Source organism: Roseateles sp. GW821-FHT02E12 (assembly GCF_059421665.1).
This window is the reverse complement of record NZ_JBWKVK010000002.1, coordinates 1,334,586-1,349,939: the sequence shown is the minus strand read 5'-3', so window position 1 is coordinate 1,349,939 and position 15,354 is coordinate 1,334,586. Positions and strand designations below refer to the sequence as shown.

Genomic DNA, 15,354 nt, shown 5'->3' with positions numbered 1-15,354 from the left:
GACCCATGCGCAAAGCCCTCACTGCACTTGTTCTAGCCGCCCTGCTGCCCGCCACCGCCCACGCCTGGTGGAACGCCGACTGGGCCGAGCGCGCCAAGATCACGCTGAACACCTCGGCCCAGGGGCTGGAAACCAAGGAGGCCGCCAGCGGCGTGGCCGTGGCGGTGCGCCTTCATTCGGGCAACTTCGACTTCACGGCCGCCAAGGAGGACGGCAGCGACCTGCGCGTGGTGGCCGGAGACGACAAGACGCCGCTGAAGTTCAGCATCGAGCGCTTCGACAGCATCAACGAGCTGGCCGTGCTGTGGGTGCAGCTGCCCAGCGTGCTGCCGGGCACCGACAAGAATGTGTTCTACGTCTACGGCGGCAATGCCAAGGCCGCGGCCGAAGGTGACGCCAACGGCTTCGACGCAGCAACCGTCATCGCCCTGCACTTCAGCGACAAGCCGGCAGGGGCGGATCAGCTCGGCGCCGTCAAGCCGCAGGGCACGCTGGTGACCGAGCCCAACGGGCTGCTGGCGACGAGCGCCAAGCTGAACGGCGAGGCCATCGTCTATGCGCTGTCCGACAAGCCCGTCATCGACGCCGGCAACCAGCTGACCGTGAGCCTGTGGGTCAAGCTCGACGATGTACAACGCGCGACGCTGTTGAACTGGGGCGGGCTGACGCTGAGCCTGAGCAGCGGCAAGGTCGTTGCGCGAGCGGACAAGGCCGAAGTCAGCGGCGGCGACGTGCCCGTGGCGCGCTGGACGCAAGTGGCGCTGCGCCTGGGCCTGGGCAAGGCGACGCTGTTCGTGAACGGCGCCCAGGTGGCGCAGAGCGATCTGGCCACGCCAACGCTGGGCAGCAGCGTGCGCCTGGGCGAAGGTGCCCGCGGCCTGATGGACGAGGTGCAGGTGGCGGCCACGCTGCGCAGCGCGGACTGGATCGCTGTGGCGGCCGGCGCGCAAGGGGCCGAAAGCAAGCTGGTGGCATCCAACCGCGAGGCCAAGGACGGCGCGGGCGCCGAGGGCGAAAGCCACGGCTACATGGGCGTGCTGGTCAAGAACCTGACCGTGGATGCCTGGGTGGTCATCGGCATCCTGGGCGTCATGTTCGCGATCGCGTGCTGGGTGATGGTGAGCAAGGGCGTGCTGGTGACGAAGGTGGCGCGGGCCAACCGCAGCTTCGTGCTGAAGTTCCGCGAGGCCAGCGACGAGTTGCTGAAGCTCGAAACCCACGCGCCGCATCCGCAGTCGCCGATCTACCGCCTCTACCAGGCGGGCGTGCGCGAGCTGGCCAAGCGCAAGGTGGGCGAGGCGGGCGCCAAACCGCTGTCGGGCGCGTCGCTGGACGCGGTGAAGGCCTCGGTGGATGCCGACTACGTGCGCGAGAACGCGAACCTCAACTCGGGCATGGTGCTGCTGACCATCGCGATCTCGGGCGGCCCCTTCCTGGGCCTGCTGGGCACGGTGGTGGGCGTGATGATCACCTTCGCCGCGATTGCTGCCGCGGGCGACGTGAACGTCAACGCGATCGCGCCGGGCATTGCCGCGGCGCTGCTCGCGACGGTGGCGGGCCTGGGCGTCGCGATCCCCGCGCTGTTTGGCTACAACTACCTGGCCGCGCAGATCAAGAACGCGACGTCGGACATGCAGATCTTCATCGACGAGTTCATCACTCGCGTGGCTGAGCTGTACGGCGCGCCCTGAGCCATGTCTGCCGACATCAAGGGCGACAACCAGCTCTACGACGACATCAACGTCACGCCGATGCTGGACCTGGCCTACGTGCTGCTCGTCGTCTTCATCATCCTGACCACCGCCTCCGTGCAGGGCGTGAAGGTGAACTCGCCCACGACGCGGGCGGCGAACAACCTCGCCAAGCCGCAGACGCGCGCGATCACGATCACCGCGGACGGCGGCGTGTTCCTGGACGCCTACCCGGTCGACATGGAGCAGCTGCGCACGAGCCTGGCCCAGTACAAGTCGGCCAACCCGGCGTTGCCGGTGGTGCTGAAGGCCGACGCGGCCGCGCAGTACGAGAAGGTGATGCAGGTGCTGGAGGTGGCCAAGAAGCTGGACATCACCGAGATCGGCCTCGTCACCAAGCGCGCGGAAGGGGGTTGATGTCATGCAGGTGAACCAGGACGCCAAGCCCTACGACAGCATCAACGTGACGCCGATGCTGGACCTGGCCTATGTGCTGCTCGTCGTCTTCATCCTGATGACGACGGCCTCGGTGCAGGGCCTGAACATCAGCATGCCCAAGCCCAGCAACAAGCCCAGCACCGAGAAGCACGAGCTGAAGATCGTGCAGGTGATGCCCGACGGCGGCGTGCTGCTCAACGGCGTGGGCGTGAGCCTGATCGAGTTGGAGGCGCAGCTGGGGGCGGCCAAGGCGCGCGACGCGCAGATGTCCGTGGCCATCAAGGGCGATGCGCGCACGCAGTACGCCAGCGTCATCGCCGTCATCGACCTGTGCAACAAGCTGCAGGTCAACATGGGCCTGGTGACGAGCCGCATCGGGAGCTGACATGAAGGCCGCACACGTCAAGATCCTCGTCGCCACTGCCTGCCTGCTGCTCGGCCTGACCGTGTGGTGGGCCGTGAAGAACATCAAGCCCGACTCGCCCAAGCGCCAGGTCGCCAAGATCTCCATCCTGCCGGACACGCCGCCGCCCCCGCCGCCTCCACCCAAGGAGGAGAAGAAGCCCGAGCCTCCGAAGGACGAGCCCAAGCAGGTGATGCGCGAGGAGCAGATCAAGCAGGCGGAAGCGCCCAAGGCCGCCGAGACGATCAAGATGGAAGGCGCGGCCGGAGACGGCCCCAGCGCCTTCGCGACCGGCAGCGTCGCCAAGGACTATGCCGGCGGAGCACCAACGACGGGCGGCAGCGCCGGCCCCGTGGGCACGGTGGCCGACCGCGCCCAGGAGCGCTTCTATGCCAACACCGCGCGCCAGTTGCTGCAAGGCGAGATCGAGAAGCATCTGAAGTCGGACGCCGAGACGCTGACCGCGACCTTCGCCGTCTGGCTGACGGGCGATGGCGGCATCCAGCGCTTCGAGCTGTCTCCCAGCGGCAATGACGCCAATGACAACGCGCTGCGTGCCGCGCTCGACGAAACCCGCCGCCTCTACAAGCTGCCGCCGCCACCGGCCCTGGCGCTGTCCCAGCCGATGCGCTTTCGCCTGAGCGTGCGGCCCCAAGCCTGATTCCGATTCCCTCCCATCCCATGAAGCCCATCCGCACCCTGCTGCTCGTCAGCCTCATCGCCTCCGCGCTGCCTGTGCAAGCGCAGACTGCCGACAAGGAGGAGATCGCCCGCCTGCGCGCGACGACGCAAGCCCTCATCGACGCCCTCGTGGCACAAGGCCTGCTGACGCGCGACAAGGCCGAGGCCATCCTCCGGCAGGCCCAGACCGCGGCCACAACGCCAGCGCCACAGCCGCAGGCCGACGCCTCGGCACCCAAGGTGCTGCGCATCCCCTACGTGCCCGAGACCGTGCGCCAGCAGATGCGCGACGAGATCAAGGCCGAGGTGCTGGCCCAGGCCAAGGGCGAACGCTGGGGCCAGCCCGACGCGCTGCCGGACTGGGTGGGCCGCATCCGCATCAGCGGTGACCTGCGCGCGCGCGCTCAAGCCGAGTTCTTCGACGACCACAACGTGCCCGCCGAGGTCTACCGCGCCCAGACCGCCTCGCCCGCCTGGGCCCCCGACCTGACGAACACCACGACCGACCGCCAGCGCATGACGCTGCGTGGCCGGCTGGAGGTAGACGCCAAGCTCAGCGACCAGGTGCTGGCCAGCGTGCGCCTGGCCACCGGCAGCACCGGCAACAGCGCCACGTCCACGTCGCAAACGCTGGGCAACGACTTCAACCGCTACACGCTGGGGCTGGATCGCGCCTACATCCGCTGGCAGCCGCCGTTGTTCAGCAACGGCATCTCCGCCGACTTCGGCCGCCTGCCCAACCCCTTCTACAGCACCGACCTGGCCTGGCCCGACGACATCGCCTTCGACGGCGTGGCCGCCAAGCTCAGCCATGCCTTCACGCCGCAGCGCTCGCTGTTCGCGACGGCCGGCGTCTTCCCGCTGGAGGAACTCAACCTCAGCACGCGCGACAAATGGCTGGTTGGCGCACAGGTGGGTGGTGAGATCGACCTGGCGCGCGGCGTGCAGTTCAAGGCAGGCCTGGCGGCCTATGAGTTTCACCGCATGGAAGGCCAGCGCGAGGCCAACCCGCCGCCCAGCGGCCCGCGCAATGGCGCGACGAACTACTTCGCCTCCCAGTACGCAGCCGGCTTGCGCCTGAAGGGCAACACGCTGATCAACCTGAACGACCCCACCAGCACGGCCGCGCCGACCTGGGGCCTGGCCTCGCGCTTTCGCCCCGTCAACCTGACGCTGGGCCTGCAGCTGGACAGCGTGCTGCCCGTGCCGGTCGGCTTCACGCTGGACTACATCAAGAACACCGGCTTCGACCGCAAGGACATCGAGACCCGCGCCGGTGTGGCACTGCCCGACCTGCGCGAGAAGACGCTGGCCCTGCAGGGCCGGCTGCAGGTGGGCACGCCCAAGCTTGCACGCCGCGGCGACTGGCAGGCCTTCGCAGCGCTGCGCCTGGTTGAACGCGATGCCTGGGTGGACGGCTTCACCGACACCACCTGGCACCTCGGCGGAACCAACTACAAGGGCTGGAGCATCGGCGGCAACTACGGCCTGGACCGCGGCTTCTGGCTGGGCGCCCGCTGGACCAGCACGCGCAACCTCGACGACGGCGTGCGCTTCCTCGCCGTACCCGGCGACCCGACCTCGCTCAGCGGCAACCTGAGCAGCGCGCCGCTGCGCATCGATGTGTTCCAGATGGATCTCAACGTGAGGTTCTGATGATGAAACGCTTTGCCACCCTCTTCTTCGCCGCCTTGCTGGCGCTGGGCGCACAGGCCCAGGACGCCAAGGCCACCAAGGAACGCGAGGCCCTGCGCCGCGCCCAGACCGCACTGCGCACCGCACAGGAGCAGCAGTCCGCCCTGCAGGCCGACAAGGCCAAGGCCGAGGCTGATGCGGCGGCAGCGCACAAGGAGGCCTCAAGCGCCAAGGCCCAGATCGCCGGCAGCGCCACCAGGCTCAAGGCTCGAGAAGCCGAACTGGAGACGCTGCGCGCGCAGCTGCTGGCGGCCCGGCAGTCCGATCAGGCCCAGCAGGACGCCGCCGCCAAGGCCGGCGAACGAGAACAGGCGCTGCAGCAGCAACTGCTGGTCGCCCGACAGGAGAGTGCTTCACGCCTGCAGACCAACCAGGCTCTCACCCAGTTGCTCGAGCGCAGCACCCAGGCCCTGGCCGACGCCGAGGCCAAGAACCACCAGCTTTACACGCTGGGCCAGGATCTCGTGAAGCGCTGGCAGGGGCGCCCGACACCGGACACAGCGCTGCTGCAGGACCCAGTGCTTGGCCTGACCACCGTGCGTTTTGAAGACCAGGCCGAGAAGCTCCGCACCGAACTGGAGGCGCGTCGGATCATCCGCTGAACGGGACCCTGGACTCGATCGTGAGGCTCGAGCTCCTTAGAGCACGATGCGGCGCACATCAATCTCGGTGTCTTCCCATGCGACGACGTCCGGTACCGGGATTTCGACGCCAGGCCAGGGCACCGGCGCCTGAGCCTCTGGAGAGCTCGTTTCGGCTGGTTGCTGGATTCGACCCACGACATCGCGTGGCCGAAAGATGGGATGGTGCAACAGCGAATTGAGATCGACTTGCATGACGGCTCCTACGTCGAAAAGCCAGTTTGCGCGTTGAAATATGAAGGTTCAACCGCCTGACGTGCAGGTCCGTTGGAATTTTGGTTCCCCAGCTGATCCGACAAAGCTTGCTGCCAAGCGAATCACGCGCGGTGTTGTCCGACTTTGCCCAGGCCCTGGCGCCGACAGGGCCGCGATGCCGAATTTCCTAAGCTGACCAACGTGGCATCTCCCTCGCTCCTTTGGACCGAGGGCACCACCCATCAAGTCAAAGGAGATTCTCATGACGAAACAAATCCGCACCTCTCGCCTGCTGTGCGCACTCGCGCTGATCGGTCTGGTCGGCACGGCCTCGGCCACCCTCACCAAGCCGGTCTACACGGCGGCCAAGGATGAAGTGAAGGCCATGTTCAAGGGCGAGCGCGACAAGTGCAGCTCGTTGGCGGGCAACGCCAAGGACGTGTGCGCCGAACGCGCCAAGGGCCAGGAAAAGGTCGCTCTCGCCAACCTCGAGTACCAGTACACCGGCAAGGTCAAGGACCGCAACGATTACCTGGAGTCGCGCTACGAGGCGCGCTACAAGTTCGCCAAGGAAATGTGCGATGACAAGACTGGCAATGCCAAGGATGTCTGCGTCGCCGAGGCCAAGGCCGAGCACGACAAGGCCAAGGCCGATCTGAAGGCGAACAAGGCCGTTGCCGAGGCGCAGTCCGACGCGATGGAAACCAAGCTCAAGGCCGATTACAAGGTCGCCAACGAGCGCTGCGACGCGCTGGCCGGCGATGCCAAGAACAGCTGCCAGGCCGGCGCCAAGGCACGCTACTTCCAGTAATGGAGGACTGCCCGCTGCCTGAGGCAGCGGGCAACAGAGCACCCGAGAGAACCAAATAGAACGCCGGCCCATCCTTGGATGGGCCGGCGTTGCTTTTGCGGCAACCGTGAGATGTCAGCGCGGTGCGGCTGGCGGTTCGGTTTGGGTGCGGGGCACGCCCTCAGCCACGGCGACGACGTTGCCGGGCTGCGGCAGGCTCAGCCGGTTGTCCACGCCACGAACGCCCTGGGGCGCGCCAGCCAGCACGGTGGCGCGCTGCTTGGCGGCCGCGTCTGGCGCGGGGCCGTCCAGGCGCACGATGCCTTGTGAGGTGGCCACCTCGATGCGGGCCGCACTCAAGGCCGGGTCGGCGGCCAGCGCCGTTTTCACCTTCAGGCTGATGGCACTGTCGTCGATGGCCGTGGTGACACCGTTCAGCGCCTGGTGCGAGGCCTCGACGGCGGCGTTCTGCGAATTGCTGACCGTCTGGCCGACATCGCTGCCCACCCCGCGCACACGGCCGACGGTATCGTCCAGCTGCGTGCCCAGGCTGCGCGGGTCTTGCAGGCTGAACACCGCCAGCGCCGTCATGGCCGCGCCAACGCCCAGGGCGACGAACCAGCCGCCGGCGCGAGAACGCCGACGATGTTCAACGACGACCGGTGCCGCCGTAGGGACGGGCGGCTCGGCGGTTTGGCCGTAAGGCGGAAGACTGTCGCGCCAGTCATCGGCACGGTTGTTGGCGGCTGATCTCATGGCGGCCTCCTGATGGGCCTGGCAGGCCCCTGTGCAGCAAGTCTGCTCGGCAGCCACCCCACGGCCCATCGGCCGGCGCACGTGCCGGCTGTAGGACCGCACGCCACGGCGCCGACGCGCGCAAGTCGCCCTCCGCTTGTCCGATAGGCACTACCGGATCAGGCCGACACGGCAGGCGCCGGCGTCCAGCCAACATCCGCTTCATCAACCCCTCCAGCGGTGCTGCCATGAAGTCCCACCTGCTCTTGCCGCTTCTCGGCCTGTCGATGGCCTCGGGCGCCCACGCGCAGGGCTTGACCGCTTCAGGCGGTGCCACGCTAGCGGGCCAAACCGCCAGCCTGAGCGCATCGCCCGACCCCGACCTGAACTGGCGCGATCCGCAATGGTTGAGCAGCCAGCGCGAGCGCTCGCGCTGGCGTTACCAGCTCGGCCTGGAGCAGCAGCAGCGCTCCCCTGCGCAGCTCGGCCCGCAGGCCGCCGTGCGCGAGGCGCTGTGGGCGGGGGTCAGCTACGACATTTCGCCCAAACTGAGCGGCGGCGTCGAAACACCGGTCTGGCAACGCGACAGCGGCTGGGCATCACGCATGTCGTTCGAAAAGCCCAAGAGCGAAGGCCTGGCAGGGCTGCGCGGTGCTTTCTCGTACCAGCTGTCTGCGCAGAGCCGGCTGACGCTGCGCCCGCAGGCGCGGCGCGTCATGCTCAGCTATTCAGCCAGCTGGTAAGTGGCAAAGAAGCCAAGCCGCTGGATCACAGCGGTAAAGGCAGCAAGGGCCGGCCGGCAAGACCGGCGCAGTAGCTGAACAGTTCTTCGAGCTGGCGGCACTTGTCGAAGACGCGCTCGGCGCCGAGGCTCAGGCAGCGGCGGCGCATGTCGTCGGTGGCGTAGTTGGTCAGCACGATGCGGCGCGCAACCACGCCCAGGCGCTGGGCGGCACGCAGCACGCCCAGGCCGGTGCCGGAGTTCAGGAAGACGTCGACGATGACGACGTCGACCTGGGCGGACGAGCCACGGCTCATCCAATGAACGGCCGAGGCTTCGTCGGCCGCGCTGCCGATGACTTCGACATGGGACAGCTCTTCAAGCGCCCCCGCGAGGTTCTCCCGGATGACCGGGCTGTTCTCGACGATGAAGGCGCGCAGCTGGGGCATGTCGGTTCCAGGCCGGTTCAAGCCCGTGCCATCCAGTCCTTGAGCTCATCGGCGTGCTCTTCCTCATCGGCCAGGATGTCCTCCAGCAGGCGCCGGGTGGTGGAGTCCTTGTCGCCGACGAGGCCGATCATCTGCCGGTAGCTCTCCACCGCCACGCGCTCGGCGATGAGATTGGACTTGATCATGGCCTTGAGGTCGCCCACGTCGTCGTAGTCCGCGTGACCGCGGTCCAGCAGGCCCACCGGGTTGAAGTCCGGCTCGCCGCCGAGCTGCACGATGCGCTGGGCCAGCCGGTCGGCGTGGCCCAGTTCCGCGTTGGCATGGACGAGGAATTCCTCGGCGATGCTCGGCGACTCCAGGCCGTCGGCCGTGAAGTGATGGCGGCGGTAGCGCAGCACGCAGACCAGCTCGGTGGCCAGCGCGCCGTTGAGCAGCTTGACGATGTCGTCGCGCCAGGGCCCGTAGGCCGGCGTGACGGCACCTTCGTCCAGATGCGTGCGCGCTGCCTCCAGGCCGGCCTCATCCAGCTGGAGAGAGAGTTGCTGGTCAGCCATTGCGCGCCACCACGAGCTGGTTGTCCACCGAGCGGACACCATTCACCGCGGCGGCCAGCGTCGTCGCGCGGGCTTGAGAGCCGGCGTCGGGCGCCGTGCCGGTCAGCGTCACGCGGCCGTCCTCGGCCTTGACGTCGATCTTGGTGGCCTTGAGGCGGTCGTCGGCCATCAGCGCCGCATTGATCTTGGTGACGATGGTCGCGTCGCTGACGGCGTCGGACGCCGCTGCGGTGGCGTTCTTGAGCTTGTTCTCGGCCTTGTCCATGGCTTGGCCGGCTTCGGCCTTGGCCTCGGCGCCGGCCTGCTTGGCTTCGGCGATGGCGCCATCCAGCTTCTGGCCGGCGGTACGTTCATCCTGCTGCTTGTTGCAACCCGCCAGGGCTGCGGCCAGGGCCAGCACGCCAATCAGCGGCGCGCGGAAGTGAGTGTTGCGGTTCATGTTGCGTCCTTTCGTCATCGTTGGAAGCTCGGGGAGATCTGCGAGAGCGATGCCCCCAACTGTGTTGCCTGGGCTCGCGGCGCGGCGGTGGCCACCGTGCCTATCGTTTGTCGGACGATGCCGACTCGCTGCCACTGGCGCATTTCCTCGCCGCGGCGAACGTTCTCCCGCAGGGTGTCGACGAAGGCCACCAGCAACGCGGCGCCGAGCAACGCGGCCAAGGCTGAAGTCAGCCAAAGCGGCGGTGCGAAACGGGCCAGGGAGTCGGTCAGGGCTTTCATCGCTCACTCCGTAACGGCCGACATGGCCGCATGAGCAAACTTTGCAGAAAACCGATCGCCTGCGATGCCGGCCGGCCCCTTGAGCCGCCGTAGGACAGGACGTGCGCCGTGTAGGACAGCGCTGATCGCTAAACCAACGCGGCGTTGCTAGGCTTTACGCATTCCCCTCAATTGATTCGGAGTGCAACATGATTCGCATCGGCATCGTTGACGACCACGCCATCGTGCGTTCCGGCCTGCGGCAGTTCCTCAGCGAAAACGTCGACCTTCGCGTCACCGGCGAAGCAGGCAATGGGCGCGATGCGCTCGAGCTTGCGCGCGGCGGCGACGTGGACGTGATGTTGATGGACATCTCCATGCCCGGCCAAAGCGGAGTGGACGCGCTGTCGGCCATCAAGACGCGCTTCCCCGACCTGCCCGTGCTCATCCTGAGCGGCTTCCCGGAGACGCACTACGCCACGACGTTGCTGCGCCAGGGCGCCAGCGGCTATCTGAACAAGGAATGCGACCCCGAGGAGATCGCCAACGCGATCCGCACGGTGGCGCGTGGGCGGCGCTACATCAGCCCGGCCGTGGCCGAACTGCTGGCCGACGGCGTGGCCGGCGGTGGGAGCGACCGGCCACTGCACGAGTCGCTGTCCGAGCGCGAGTTGCAGGTTTTCCTGCGCCTGGCCAAGGGCGAGACGGTGGGCGACATGGCCAAGGCCATGTTCCTCAGCGTGAAGACCGTCAGCACCTACCGCACGCGGGTGCTGGAGAAGATCAAGCTCGAAACCAACAGCGATCTGACCTACTACGCGCTGAAGAACGGGCTCATCCAGTAGGCGCAGCGGCTGCGAAAACGACAACGGCCCCTCACGGGGCCGTTACTTCTTGCGGCTGGCGCTGGGCTCAGCGGCCGATGTTCAGCGGTGCCATGGACACGGCGGCGCGCGACTGGCTGGCGATGCGGCGCTCCAGGTCGGCGTGGTCGATGGCGTCGGACAGGTAACGCTCTTCGGCGCCGGACTGGGTGTCGACGGTCAGCGCGCTGCGCAGGGAATGCAGGAGGTTTTGGATCAGGCTCATGGTGTTTTGGGGCTCGTGGCCCTCATGTCGTTCACTAGGGTATACCCCATTATAGGGTTAATACTAGTTTTGACGCAACCACCCAGGAGCGGATCGCCTCAGCTCGTTTCCAGCGCCAAGCCGGCCTGGGTCCAAGCGTCGATACCGCCGCGCAGCACCCGGGCCTGGCGGCCCTGCTGTTTCAGCCACTGGGCGGCCCGCACGGCAGAGGCATCGTTCGGGCAGGCGCAGTAGGTGATGAACTCGCCGGCCAGGGGCCAGTCGGCCAGCGCCGCGTCGCCGAGCGCACCGAGGTCGAGGTGGCGGGCGCCCGGGATGCGACTGGCCAGCGGCATTTCCGGCGACACCGCCCGCACGTCGACGAGAACGAGGTTCCGCCCCTGCAGCAGCAGTTGGGCCACCTCGCTCGGGCCTAGCCGCTCGAAGCGGTTCAGCTCGCGGCGCACAACGGCGCGCCGCCACAGCCGCCAGGCCAGGTAGGCGGCAACGGCCGTCAGCGCCAGCAGCACGGCGGCGCTGCCCAGGCTGCTGAGCGCGCGCAGCACCACGCCGATCTGCTCGTGGAAGACACGGCCGATGGCGATGGCCACACCAGCCCACAGCGCCGACCCCAGCAGGTTCCAGCCCAGGAAGCGACGCGCCGACATGCCCAAGGCGCCGGCCAGCGGCGGCGCCAGGATGGACAGGCCCGGCACGAACTTGGCGATCACCAGCGTCAGCACGCCCCGGCGCGCAAAGCTGGCCTCGTTCTGCCGCACGCAGCTGTCCGGCGAGATGGAGATGACGCAAAGCGCCGCCAGCACGCGCCGCCCGAGGCGACGGCCGGCCCAGAACCACAGACCGTTGGCCGCCATCGCCGCCAGTGTCGCGACGGCGAAGGACCGCAGCGCGAAGCCGTCTCGCTGCGCCGACTCCACGCCGGCCAGCAGCAGCACGGGCGTGGAAGGCAGCGGCGCACCGAGCTGCTCCAGCAGCACGGCCAGCGCCACGGCGATGAGGCCGTGGCGGGAGAAGAGATCGGTGAGCAGGTCCATGGCAGTGGCAATCAGCATAGCCGCGGAGGTCTTTCCCCTGTAGGCCCAGGCTCATCGTGATGTAGTTGAGTACATTACGACCTCATGCCAGCCGACCTCTGGAGCCAGTTCGACGCCGCGCCCCTGGCGCTGACGCTGCGCGTCGCCCTCGTCGCCACGCTGCTGGCGCTGATCCTCGGCGTGGCGCTGGGCTGGGTGTTCGCCCGCACCCGGCTGCCCGGCCGCGGCGTGCTGGAGGCCGTCTGCATGCTGCCGCTGGTGCTGCCGCCCACCGTACTGGGCTACGGCATCCTCGTGCTGATGGGCCGGCGCAGCGCCCTGGGCGGCTGGCTGCGCGAGCATTTCGACTACACGGTCATCTTCAACTGGCACGGCGCCGTCATCGCGTCCACGCTGGTGGCCCTGCCCCTGGTGCTGAAGGGCGCCAGCAGCGCCTTCGCCCAGGTGGACCGCAACCTCGAAGCCGCCGCCCGCACGCTGCGCCAGTCACGCTGGAGCGCCTTCGTGCGCGTGACGCTGCCGCTGGCCTGGCCCGGCATCCTGGCCGGCACGCTGCTGGCTTTTGCCCGCGCGATGGGCGAGTTCGGTGCCTCGCTGATGGTGGCCGGCTCCATCCCGGGCCAGACGCAGACCGCCTCCATGGCCATCTACGACGCCGTCCAGGCCGGCCGCGACGACCTGGCTCTCGCCCTCGCGCTCATCGTGTCAGCCATCTCGGTGGCCGTGCTCGTGCTGTCCAACCGCTATCTGCAACGCCCCTCGCCATGAAACGCTCCCTGCTTGCCCTCTGCGCTGCCTTGCCCTTGTTCGCCTCGGCGCAGCAGCTCACCGTCTCGGCCGCCGCCAGCCTGACCGACGCCTTCAAGGAGATCGGCCCGCGCTTCGAGGCCGCCAAGCCCGGCGCCACGCTGCGCTTCAACTTCGCCGCGTCGGGCGTGCTGCTGCAGCAGATCGTCCAGGGCGCGCCGGTGGATGTCTTCGCCAGCGCCGACCAGGACACGATGAACCGCGGTGCGGAGCAAAAGCTGATTGCCGCAGACACAAGGCGCGACTTCGCGGCCAACACGCTGGTGCTGGTCACGCCGCCGGCCAGCACGGTCAATGCCTTGGCTGACCTGCCCAAGCCCGATGTGAAGCGCATCGCCATCGGCAAGGTCGCCTCCGTGCCCGTGGGCCGCTACACCCAGCAGGCGCTGGAGAGCGCCCAGCTCTGGGCAGGCCTGCAGCCCAAGTTCGTCTTCGCCGACAACGTGCGCCAGGTGCTGGACTACGTGTCGCGCGGCGAGGTCGAGGCCGGCTTCGTCTACCGCACCGATGCCGAACTGGCCCAGGGCAAGGTGCGCATCGCCATGACGGTTGGCGGCCACGCGCCCGTCACCTACCCGGCCGCCGTCGTGGCGGACAGCAAGCAGGCAGCGCTGGCGCGCGACTTCGTCACCTTCCTTGGCGGCAACGAGGCACAAGCCATCCTGGCCAAGTACGGCTTCGGCAAACCTTGATCGACGTTCGCCTGGAACTCTCCGTCAGCGACAACCGCCGTCGCTTCGACCTCGACATCGCGTTCGCCACCGATGCGCCCTTCGTCGCCCTTTACGGCCCGTCGGGCGCCGGCAAGTCGCTGACGCTGCAGGCCATGGCCGGGCTGCTGCCCGTGCGCGCCGGCCATGTACGGCTCAATGGCCGCGCGCTGCTGGACACCGGTGCCGGCATCAGCTTGCCCCCCGAGCAGCGCGGCGTGGGCTATCTGTTCCAGCACTACGCCCTCTTCCCCCACCTCAGCGTGCGCGACAACATCGCCTTCGGCCTGACGAGCTGGCGCCGCCGCCTCAAGGCCGACGACGCAGCGCGGGTGGACGAGCTGATCGAATCCTTCGGCCTCACCGCCATGGCGCGAAGCCGGCCGGCCACGCTCTCCGGGGGCCAGCAGCAGCGCGTGGCGCTGGCGCGGGCCCTGGCCAGCAACCCGCAGGTGCTGCTGCTGGACGAGCCCTTCGCGGCCCTGCACCCCATGCTGCGCCAGCAGCTGCGCGAAGAGCTGCGCGCCGTGCGTGAACGCTGGGGCATCCCGGCCGTCATGATCACCCACGACCTGGACGACGTCGCTGCACTCGCCAACCGCGCCTACCTCGTGGACGGCGGCCGCGTCACGCGCGAGGTCGACCTCGACGGTGGCCAGAGCCGCGAGCTGCTGGAGCCTGCGCCGGCCCGGCCCGAAGACGAACAACGCCGCGGTTGGCTGCGCGCCCAACTCACATGAAGATCCTTCTCGCCCTCTGTATCGCCCTGCTGTGCTCGGCCGCCCAGGCCCAGTTGCAGGTGCAGCGCCTGGACGGCAGCCAAGTCACACTGGACGCCGCCAAGCTCGCCGCGCTGCCGCGCGAAGCCGTCAAGGCGGAGGCGCATGGGCACAAGGTCGACGTGAACGGCGTGGACCTGCGCGAGGTGCTGCGCGCCGCCGGCATCGAGCCGCCGCAGCAGATCCGTGGCACGGCGCTGCGCCAGGTGTTGCTGGCCGGCGCGCGGGACGGCTATGTCGTGGCCTTCTCCTGGGCCGAGCTGGACCCAGCCCTCGGCGGCCGGCGCGTCTTTCTCGTGACGGACGGCCTCAAGCCCGACGAAGGCCCGCTGCGTCTCGTCGTGCCGGCAGATGCACGCCCGGCGCGTTGGATGCGCCAGCTCGACACATTGCGGCTCGTCTCACCTTGAACAACACCGGCGACCACCCACTGCTGCAGGGCGAGCTGCGTCTCGCCGGCCGGCTCGATGCTCGCTTCTTCGACCTGCTCGCCGCGCTGGACCTGACCGGCTCGCTGCAAAAGGCTGCTCGCGTGGCCGGTTACAGCTACAAGGGCGCCTGGCTGGTGCTGGACGCCGCCGCGCTGCTGACCCACTCGCCGCTGCTGGAACGCGCCACCGGCGGCCATGGCGGCGGCGGCTCGCACCTGACGGCCGAAGGCCAGGCCTTGCTCGCCGCCTGGCGCACGCTTCAAACCCGCCACACCGCGTTCCTGCGCGAGCAGGCCGACTGGCTGACAACCCAACCCGCGCTCGACGCACTGCTGAAGAGGATGGCCATGAAGACCACCGCCCGAAACCAGTTCACCGGCACGGTCAAGGCCGTGCAGCCGGGGCCGTCCACCACCCTCGTGCGCATGGCACTGACCGGTGGCGACCCGGACATCAGCATCTCGCTGACCACCCCCGCCGCCGAGGAGCTGGGCGTCGCCGTCGGCCAGGATGCGCTGGCTCTCGTCAAGGCGTCGGAGATCGTGCTGGTCAGCGACTTCGCCGGTTACCGGCTCTCCGCCCGCAACCAGCTGGCCGGCACCATCGCCCGCGTCGAGCGCGGCGCCGTGTCATCCCTCGTCGGCCTGACGCTGCCGGGCGGCACCACGGTCACGGCCAGCGTCACCAATGACGCGGTCGACGCCCTGGGCCTGGCCGTGGGCCAGCCGGCCACGGCCTGCTTCAAGGCCTATGCCGTCATGCTCGCCGTACGCAGCTAGCCCAGCAAGGCTCCTCTAACGGCGCGTGACCCA

At 68.5% G+C, this 15,354-nt stretch carries 22 protein-coding genes; 14 read left to right on the top strand and 8 right to left on the bottom strand.

The window, feature by feature from the left end; translation table 11 throughout:
• Window positions 1–5: 5 nt before the first annotated feature.
• Genes AC07V5_RS17015 through AC07V5_RS16990 form a run of 6 tightly spaced genes read left to right on the top strand, consistent with a single transcriptional unit; the run spans window position 6 to window position 5,510 of the window.
• Window positions 6–1,691 (top strand): DUF2341 domain-containing protein, encoded by a 1,686-nt coding sequence (locus tag AC07V5_RS17015; protein WP_495116857.1) that lies wholly within the window; start codon window positions 6–8, stop codon window positions 1,689–1,691.
• Between the two features lie 3 nt (window positions 1,692–1,694).
• Window positions 1,695–2,108 carry an ExbD/TolR family protein gene (locus AC07V5_RS17010; protein ID WP_495116856.1) on the top strand — a complete coding sequence of 138 codons (414 nt, stop codon included), beginning with the start codon at window positions 1,695–1,697 and terminating at the stop codon, window positions 2,106–2,108.
• A 4-nt stretch (window positions 2,109–2,112) separates the two neighbouring features.
• Window positions 2,113–2,514: an ExbD/TolR family protein gene (locus AC07V5_RS17005; protein ID WP_495116855.1), complete on the top strand. Its 402-nt coding sequence runs from the start codon at window positions 2,113–2,115 to the stop codon at window positions 2,512–2,514.
• Between the two features lies 1 nt (window position 2,515).
• Window positions 2,516–3,193 carry a TonB C-terminal domain-containing protein gene (locus AC07V5_RS17000; protein ID WP_495116854.1) on the top strand — a complete coding sequence of 226 codons (678 nt, stop codon included), beginning with the start codon at window positions 2,516–2,518 and terminating at the stop codon, window positions 3,191–3,193.
• Between the two features lie 20 nt (window positions 3,194–3,213).
• On the top strand, window positions 3,214–4,869 hold the full coding sequence (locus tag AC07V5_RS16995) for a putative porin (protein WP_495116853.1): 1,656 nt from the start codon (window positions 3,214–3,216) through the stop codon (window positions 4,867–4,869).
• Between the two features lie 2 nt (window positions 4,870–4,871).
• On the top strand, window positions 4,872–5,510 hold the full coding sequence (locus AC07V5_RS16990) for a hypothetical protein (RefSeq protein ID WP_495116852.1): 639 nt from the start codon (window positions 4,872–4,874) through the stop codon (window positions 5,508–5,510).
• A 36-nt stretch (window positions 5,511–5,546) separates the two neighbouring features.
• Here the strand turns inward: AC07V5_RS16990 and AC07V5_RS16985 are convergent, their stop codons facing one another.
• Window positions 5,547–5,744, bottom strand: coding sequence for a hypothetical protein (locus AC07V5_RS16985; protein WP_495116851.1), 198 nt, complete (start codon window positions 5,742–5,744; stop codon window positions 5,547–5,549).
• A gap of 262 nt (window positions 5,745–6,006) precedes the next feature.
• On the opposite strand from AC07V5_RS16985, the gene AC07V5_RS16980 reads away from it, so the two are divergent.
• Window positions 6,007–6,555: a hypothetical protein gene (locus AC07V5_RS16980; protein WP_495116850.1), complete on the top strand. Its 549-nt coding sequence runs from the start codon at window positions 6,007–6,009 to the stop codon at window positions 6,553–6,555.
• Window positions 6,556–6,669: 114 nt separating this feature from the next.
• Here the strand turns inward: AC07V5_RS16980 and AC07V5_RS16975 are convergent, their stop codons facing one another.
• Window positions 6,670–7,290 carry a BON domain-containing protein gene (locus AC07V5_RS16975; RefSeq protein WP_495116849.1) on the bottom strand — a complete coding sequence of 207 codons (621 nt, stop codon included), beginning with the start codon at window positions 7,288–7,290 and terminating at the stop codon, window positions 6,670–6,672.
• A gap of 227 nt (window positions 7,291–7,517) precedes the next feature.
• On the opposite strand from AC07V5_RS16975, the gene AC07V5_RS16970 reads away from it, so the two are divergent.
• Window positions 7,518–8,012 (top strand): hypothetical protein, encoded by a 495-nt coding sequence (locus tag AC07V5_RS16970; RefSeq protein ID WP_495116848.1) that lies wholly within the window; start codon window positions 7,518–7,520, stop codon window positions 8,010–8,012.
• 25 nt (window positions 8,013–8,037) lie between these two features.
• Here the strand turns inward: AC07V5_RS16970 and AC07V5_RS16965 are convergent, their stop codons facing one another.
• The 4 genes from AC07V5_RS16965 to AC07V5_RS16950 are packed head-to-tail and all read right to left on the bottom strand — an operon-like array spanning window position 8,038 to window position 9,713.
• On the bottom strand, window positions 8,038–8,439 hold the full coding sequence (locus AC07V5_RS16965; RefSeq protein WP_495116847.1) for a response regulator transcription factor: 402 nt from the start codon (window positions 8,437–8,439) through the stop codon (window positions 8,038–8,040).
• 17 nt (window positions 8,440–8,456) lie between these two features.
• Window positions 8,457–8,993: a ferritin-like domain-containing protein gene (locus AC07V5_RS16960; protein ID WP_495116846.1), complete on the bottom strand. Its 537-nt coding sequence runs from the start codon at window positions 8,991–8,993 to the stop codon at window positions 8,457–8,459.
• Entirely contained in the window at window positions 8,986–9,432 is a 447-nt protein-coding gene (locus AC07V5_RS16955; protein ID WP_495116845.1) for a BON domain-containing protein, read from the bottom strand. Before AC07V5_RS16955 ends, AC07V5_RS16960 begins: the two co-directional genes overlap by 8 nt.
• Before the next feature lie 14 nt (window positions 9,433–9,446).
• Window positions 9,447–9,713 carry a hypothetical protein gene (locus AC07V5_RS16950; protein WP_495116844.1) on the bottom strand — a complete coding sequence of 89 codons (267 nt, stop codon included), beginning with the start codon at window positions 9,711–9,713 and terminating at the stop codon, window positions 9,447–9,449.
• Window positions 9,714–9,901: 188 nt separating this feature from the next.
• On the opposite strand from AC07V5_RS16950, the gene AC07V5_RS16945 reads away from it, so the two are divergent.
• Window positions 9,902–10,537 carry a response regulator gene (locus AC07V5_RS16945; protein WP_495116843.1) on the top strand — a complete coding sequence of 212 codons (636 nt, stop codon included), beginning with the start codon at window positions 9,902–9,904 and terminating at the stop codon, window positions 10,535–10,537.
• 67 nt (window positions 10,538–10,604) lie between these two features.
• Here AC07V5_RS16945 and AC07V5_RS16940 read toward each other — a convergent pair whose 3' ends face one another.
• Window positions 10,605–10,781 carry a hypothetical protein gene (locus AC07V5_RS16940; RefSeq protein WP_495116842.1) on the bottom strand — a complete coding sequence of 59 codons (177 nt, stop codon included), beginning with the start codon at window positions 10,779–10,781 and terminating at the stop codon, window positions 10,605–10,607.
• Window positions 10,782–10,879: 98 nt separating this feature from the next.
• Window positions 10,880–11,815: a VTT domain-containing protein gene (locus AC07V5_RS16935; protein WP_495116841.1), complete on the bottom strand. Its 936-nt coding sequence runs from the start codon at window positions 11,813–11,815 to the stop codon at window positions 10,880–10,882.
• 84 nt (window positions 11,816–11,899) lie between these two features.
• Here AC07V5_RS16935 and modB point away from each other — a divergent pair, with 84 nt between their 5' ends.
• Genes modB through AC07V5_RS16910 form a run of 5 tightly spaced genes read left to right on the top strand, consistent with a single transcriptional unit; the run spans window position 11,900 to window position 15,321 of the window.
• Window positions 11,900–12,583, top strand: coding sequence for a molybdate ABC transporter permease subunit (gene modB, locus AC07V5_RS16930; RefSeq protein ID WP_495116840.1), 684 nt, complete (start codon window positions 11,900–11,902; stop codon window positions 12,581–12,583).
• Window positions 12,580–13,314: a molybdate ABC transporter substrate-binding protein gene (gene modA / locus AC07V5_RS16925; protein ID WP_495116839.1), complete on the top strand. Its 735-nt coding sequence runs from the start codon at window positions 12,580–12,582 to the stop codon at window positions 13,312–13,314. Before modB ends, modA begins: the two co-directional genes overlap by 4 nt.
• Window positions 13,311–14,072 (top strand): ABC transporter ATP-binding protein, encoded by a 762-nt coding sequence (locus tag AC07V5_RS16920; protein ID WP_495116838.1) that lies wholly within the window; start codon window positions 13,311–13,313, stop codon window positions 14,070–14,072. Before modA ends, AC07V5_RS16920 begins: the two co-directional genes overlap by 4 nt.
• Window positions 14,069–14,521, top strand: coding sequence for a hypothetical protein (locus AC07V5_RS16915; RefSeq protein ID WP_495116837.1), 453 nt, complete (start codon window positions 14,069–14,071; stop codon window positions 14,519–14,521). Before AC07V5_RS16920 ends, AC07V5_RS16915 begins: the two co-directional genes overlap by 4 nt.
• The gene (locus AC07V5_RS16910; RefSeq protein ID WP_495116836.1) at window positions 14,518–15,321 is read left to right on the top strand and encodes a TOBE domain-containing protein; all 804 of its coding nucleotides are present in this window, start codon (window positions 14,518–14,520) and stop codon (window positions 15,319–15,321) included. Before AC07V5_RS16915 ends, AC07V5_RS16910 begins: the two co-directional genes overlap by 4 nt.
• Window positions 15,322–15,354: the final 33 nt, after the last annotated feature.

What these genes read in the sequence shown, in the direction of transcription:
- AC07V5_RS16965 (WP_495116847.1), bottom strand. Translation starts at nt 8,439, where the DNA reads ATGCCCCAGCTGCGCGCCTTCATCGTCGAGAACAGCCCGGTCATCCGG.
- AC07V5_RS16940 (WP_495116842.1), bottom strand. Translation starts at nt 10,781, where the DNA reads ATGAGCCTGATCCAAAACCTCCTGCATTCCCTGCGCAGCGCGCTGACC.
- AC07V5_RS16985 (WP_495116851.1), bottom strand. Translation starts at nt 5,744, where the DNA reads ATGCAAGTCGATCTCAATTCGCTGTTGCACCATCCCATCTTTCGGCCA.
- AC07V5_RS17010 (WP_495116856.1), top strand. Translation starts at nt 1,695, where the DNA reads ATGTCTGCCGACATCAAGGGCGACAACCAGCTCTACGACGACATCAAC.
- AC07V5_RS17000 (WP_495116854.1), top strand. Translation starts at nt 2,516, where the DNA reads ATGAAGGCCGCACACGTCAAGATCCTCGTCGCCACTGCCTGCCTGCTG.
- AC07V5_RS16950 (WP_495116844.1), bottom strand. Translation starts at nt 9,713, where the DNA reads ATGAAAGCCCTGACCGACTCCCTGGCCCGTTTCGCACCGCCGCTTTGG.
- AC07V5_RS16915 (WP_495116837.1), top strand. Translation starts at nt 14,069, where the DNA reads ATGAAGATCCTTCTCGCCCTCTGTATCGCCCTGCTGTGCTCGGCCGCC.
- AC07V5_RS17015 (WP_495116857.1), top strand. Translation starts at nt 6, where the DNA reads ATGCGCAAAGCCCTCACTGCACTTGTTCTAGCCGCCCTGCTGCCCGCC.
- AC07V5_RS16970 (WP_495116848.1), top strand. Translation starts at nt 7,518, where the DNA reads ATGAAGTCCCACCTGCTCTTGCCGCTTCTCGGCCTGTCGATGGCCTCG.
- AC07V5_RS16980 (WP_495116850.1), top strand. Translation starts at nt 6,007, where the DNA reads ATGACGAAACAAATCCGCACCTCTCGCCTGCTGTGCGCACTCGCGCTG.
- AC07V5_RS16935 (WP_495116841.1), bottom strand. Translation starts at nt 11,815, where the DNA reads ATGGACCTGCTCACCGATCTCTTCTCCCGCCACGGCCTCATCGCCGTG.
- AC07V5_RS16945 (WP_495116843.1), top strand. Translation starts at nt 9,902, where the DNA reads ATGATTCGCATCGGCATCGTTGACGACCACGCCATCGTGCGTTCCGGC.
- AC07V5_RS17005 (WP_495116855.1), top strand. Translation starts at nt 2,113, where the DNA reads ATGCAGGTGAACCAGGACGCCAAGCCCTACGACAGCATCAACGTGACG.
- AC07V5_RS16955 (WP_495116845.1), bottom strand. Translation starts at nt 9,432, where the DNA reads ATGAACCGCAACACTCACTTCCGCGCGCCGCTGATTGGCGTGCTGGCC.
- modB (WP_495116840.1), top strand. Translation starts at nt 11,900, where the DNA reads ATGCCAGCCGACCTCTGGAGCCAGTTCGACGCCGCGCCCCTGGCGCTG.
- AC07V5_RS16990 (WP_495116852.1), top strand. Translation starts at nt 4,872, where the DNA reads ATGAAACGCTTTGCCACCCTCTTCTTCGCCGCCTTGCTGGCGCTGGGC.
- AC07V5_RS16975 (WP_495116849.1), bottom strand. Translation starts at nt 7,290, where the DNA reads ATGAGATCAGCCGCCAACAACCGTGCCGATGACTGGCGCGACAGTCTT.
- AC07V5_RS16960 (WP_495116846.1), bottom strand. Translation starts at nt 8,993, where the DNA reads ATGGCTGACCAGCAACTCTCTCTCCAGCTGGATGAGGCCGGCCTGGAG.
- modA (WP_495116839.1), top strand. Translation starts at nt 12,580, where the DNA reads ATGAAACGCTCCCTGCTTGCCCTCTGCGCTGCCTTGCCCTTGTTCGCC.
- AC07V5_RS16995 (WP_495116853.1), top strand. Translation starts at nt 3,214, where the DNA reads ATGAAGCCCATCCGCACCCTGCTGCTCGTCAGCCTCATCGCCTCCGCG.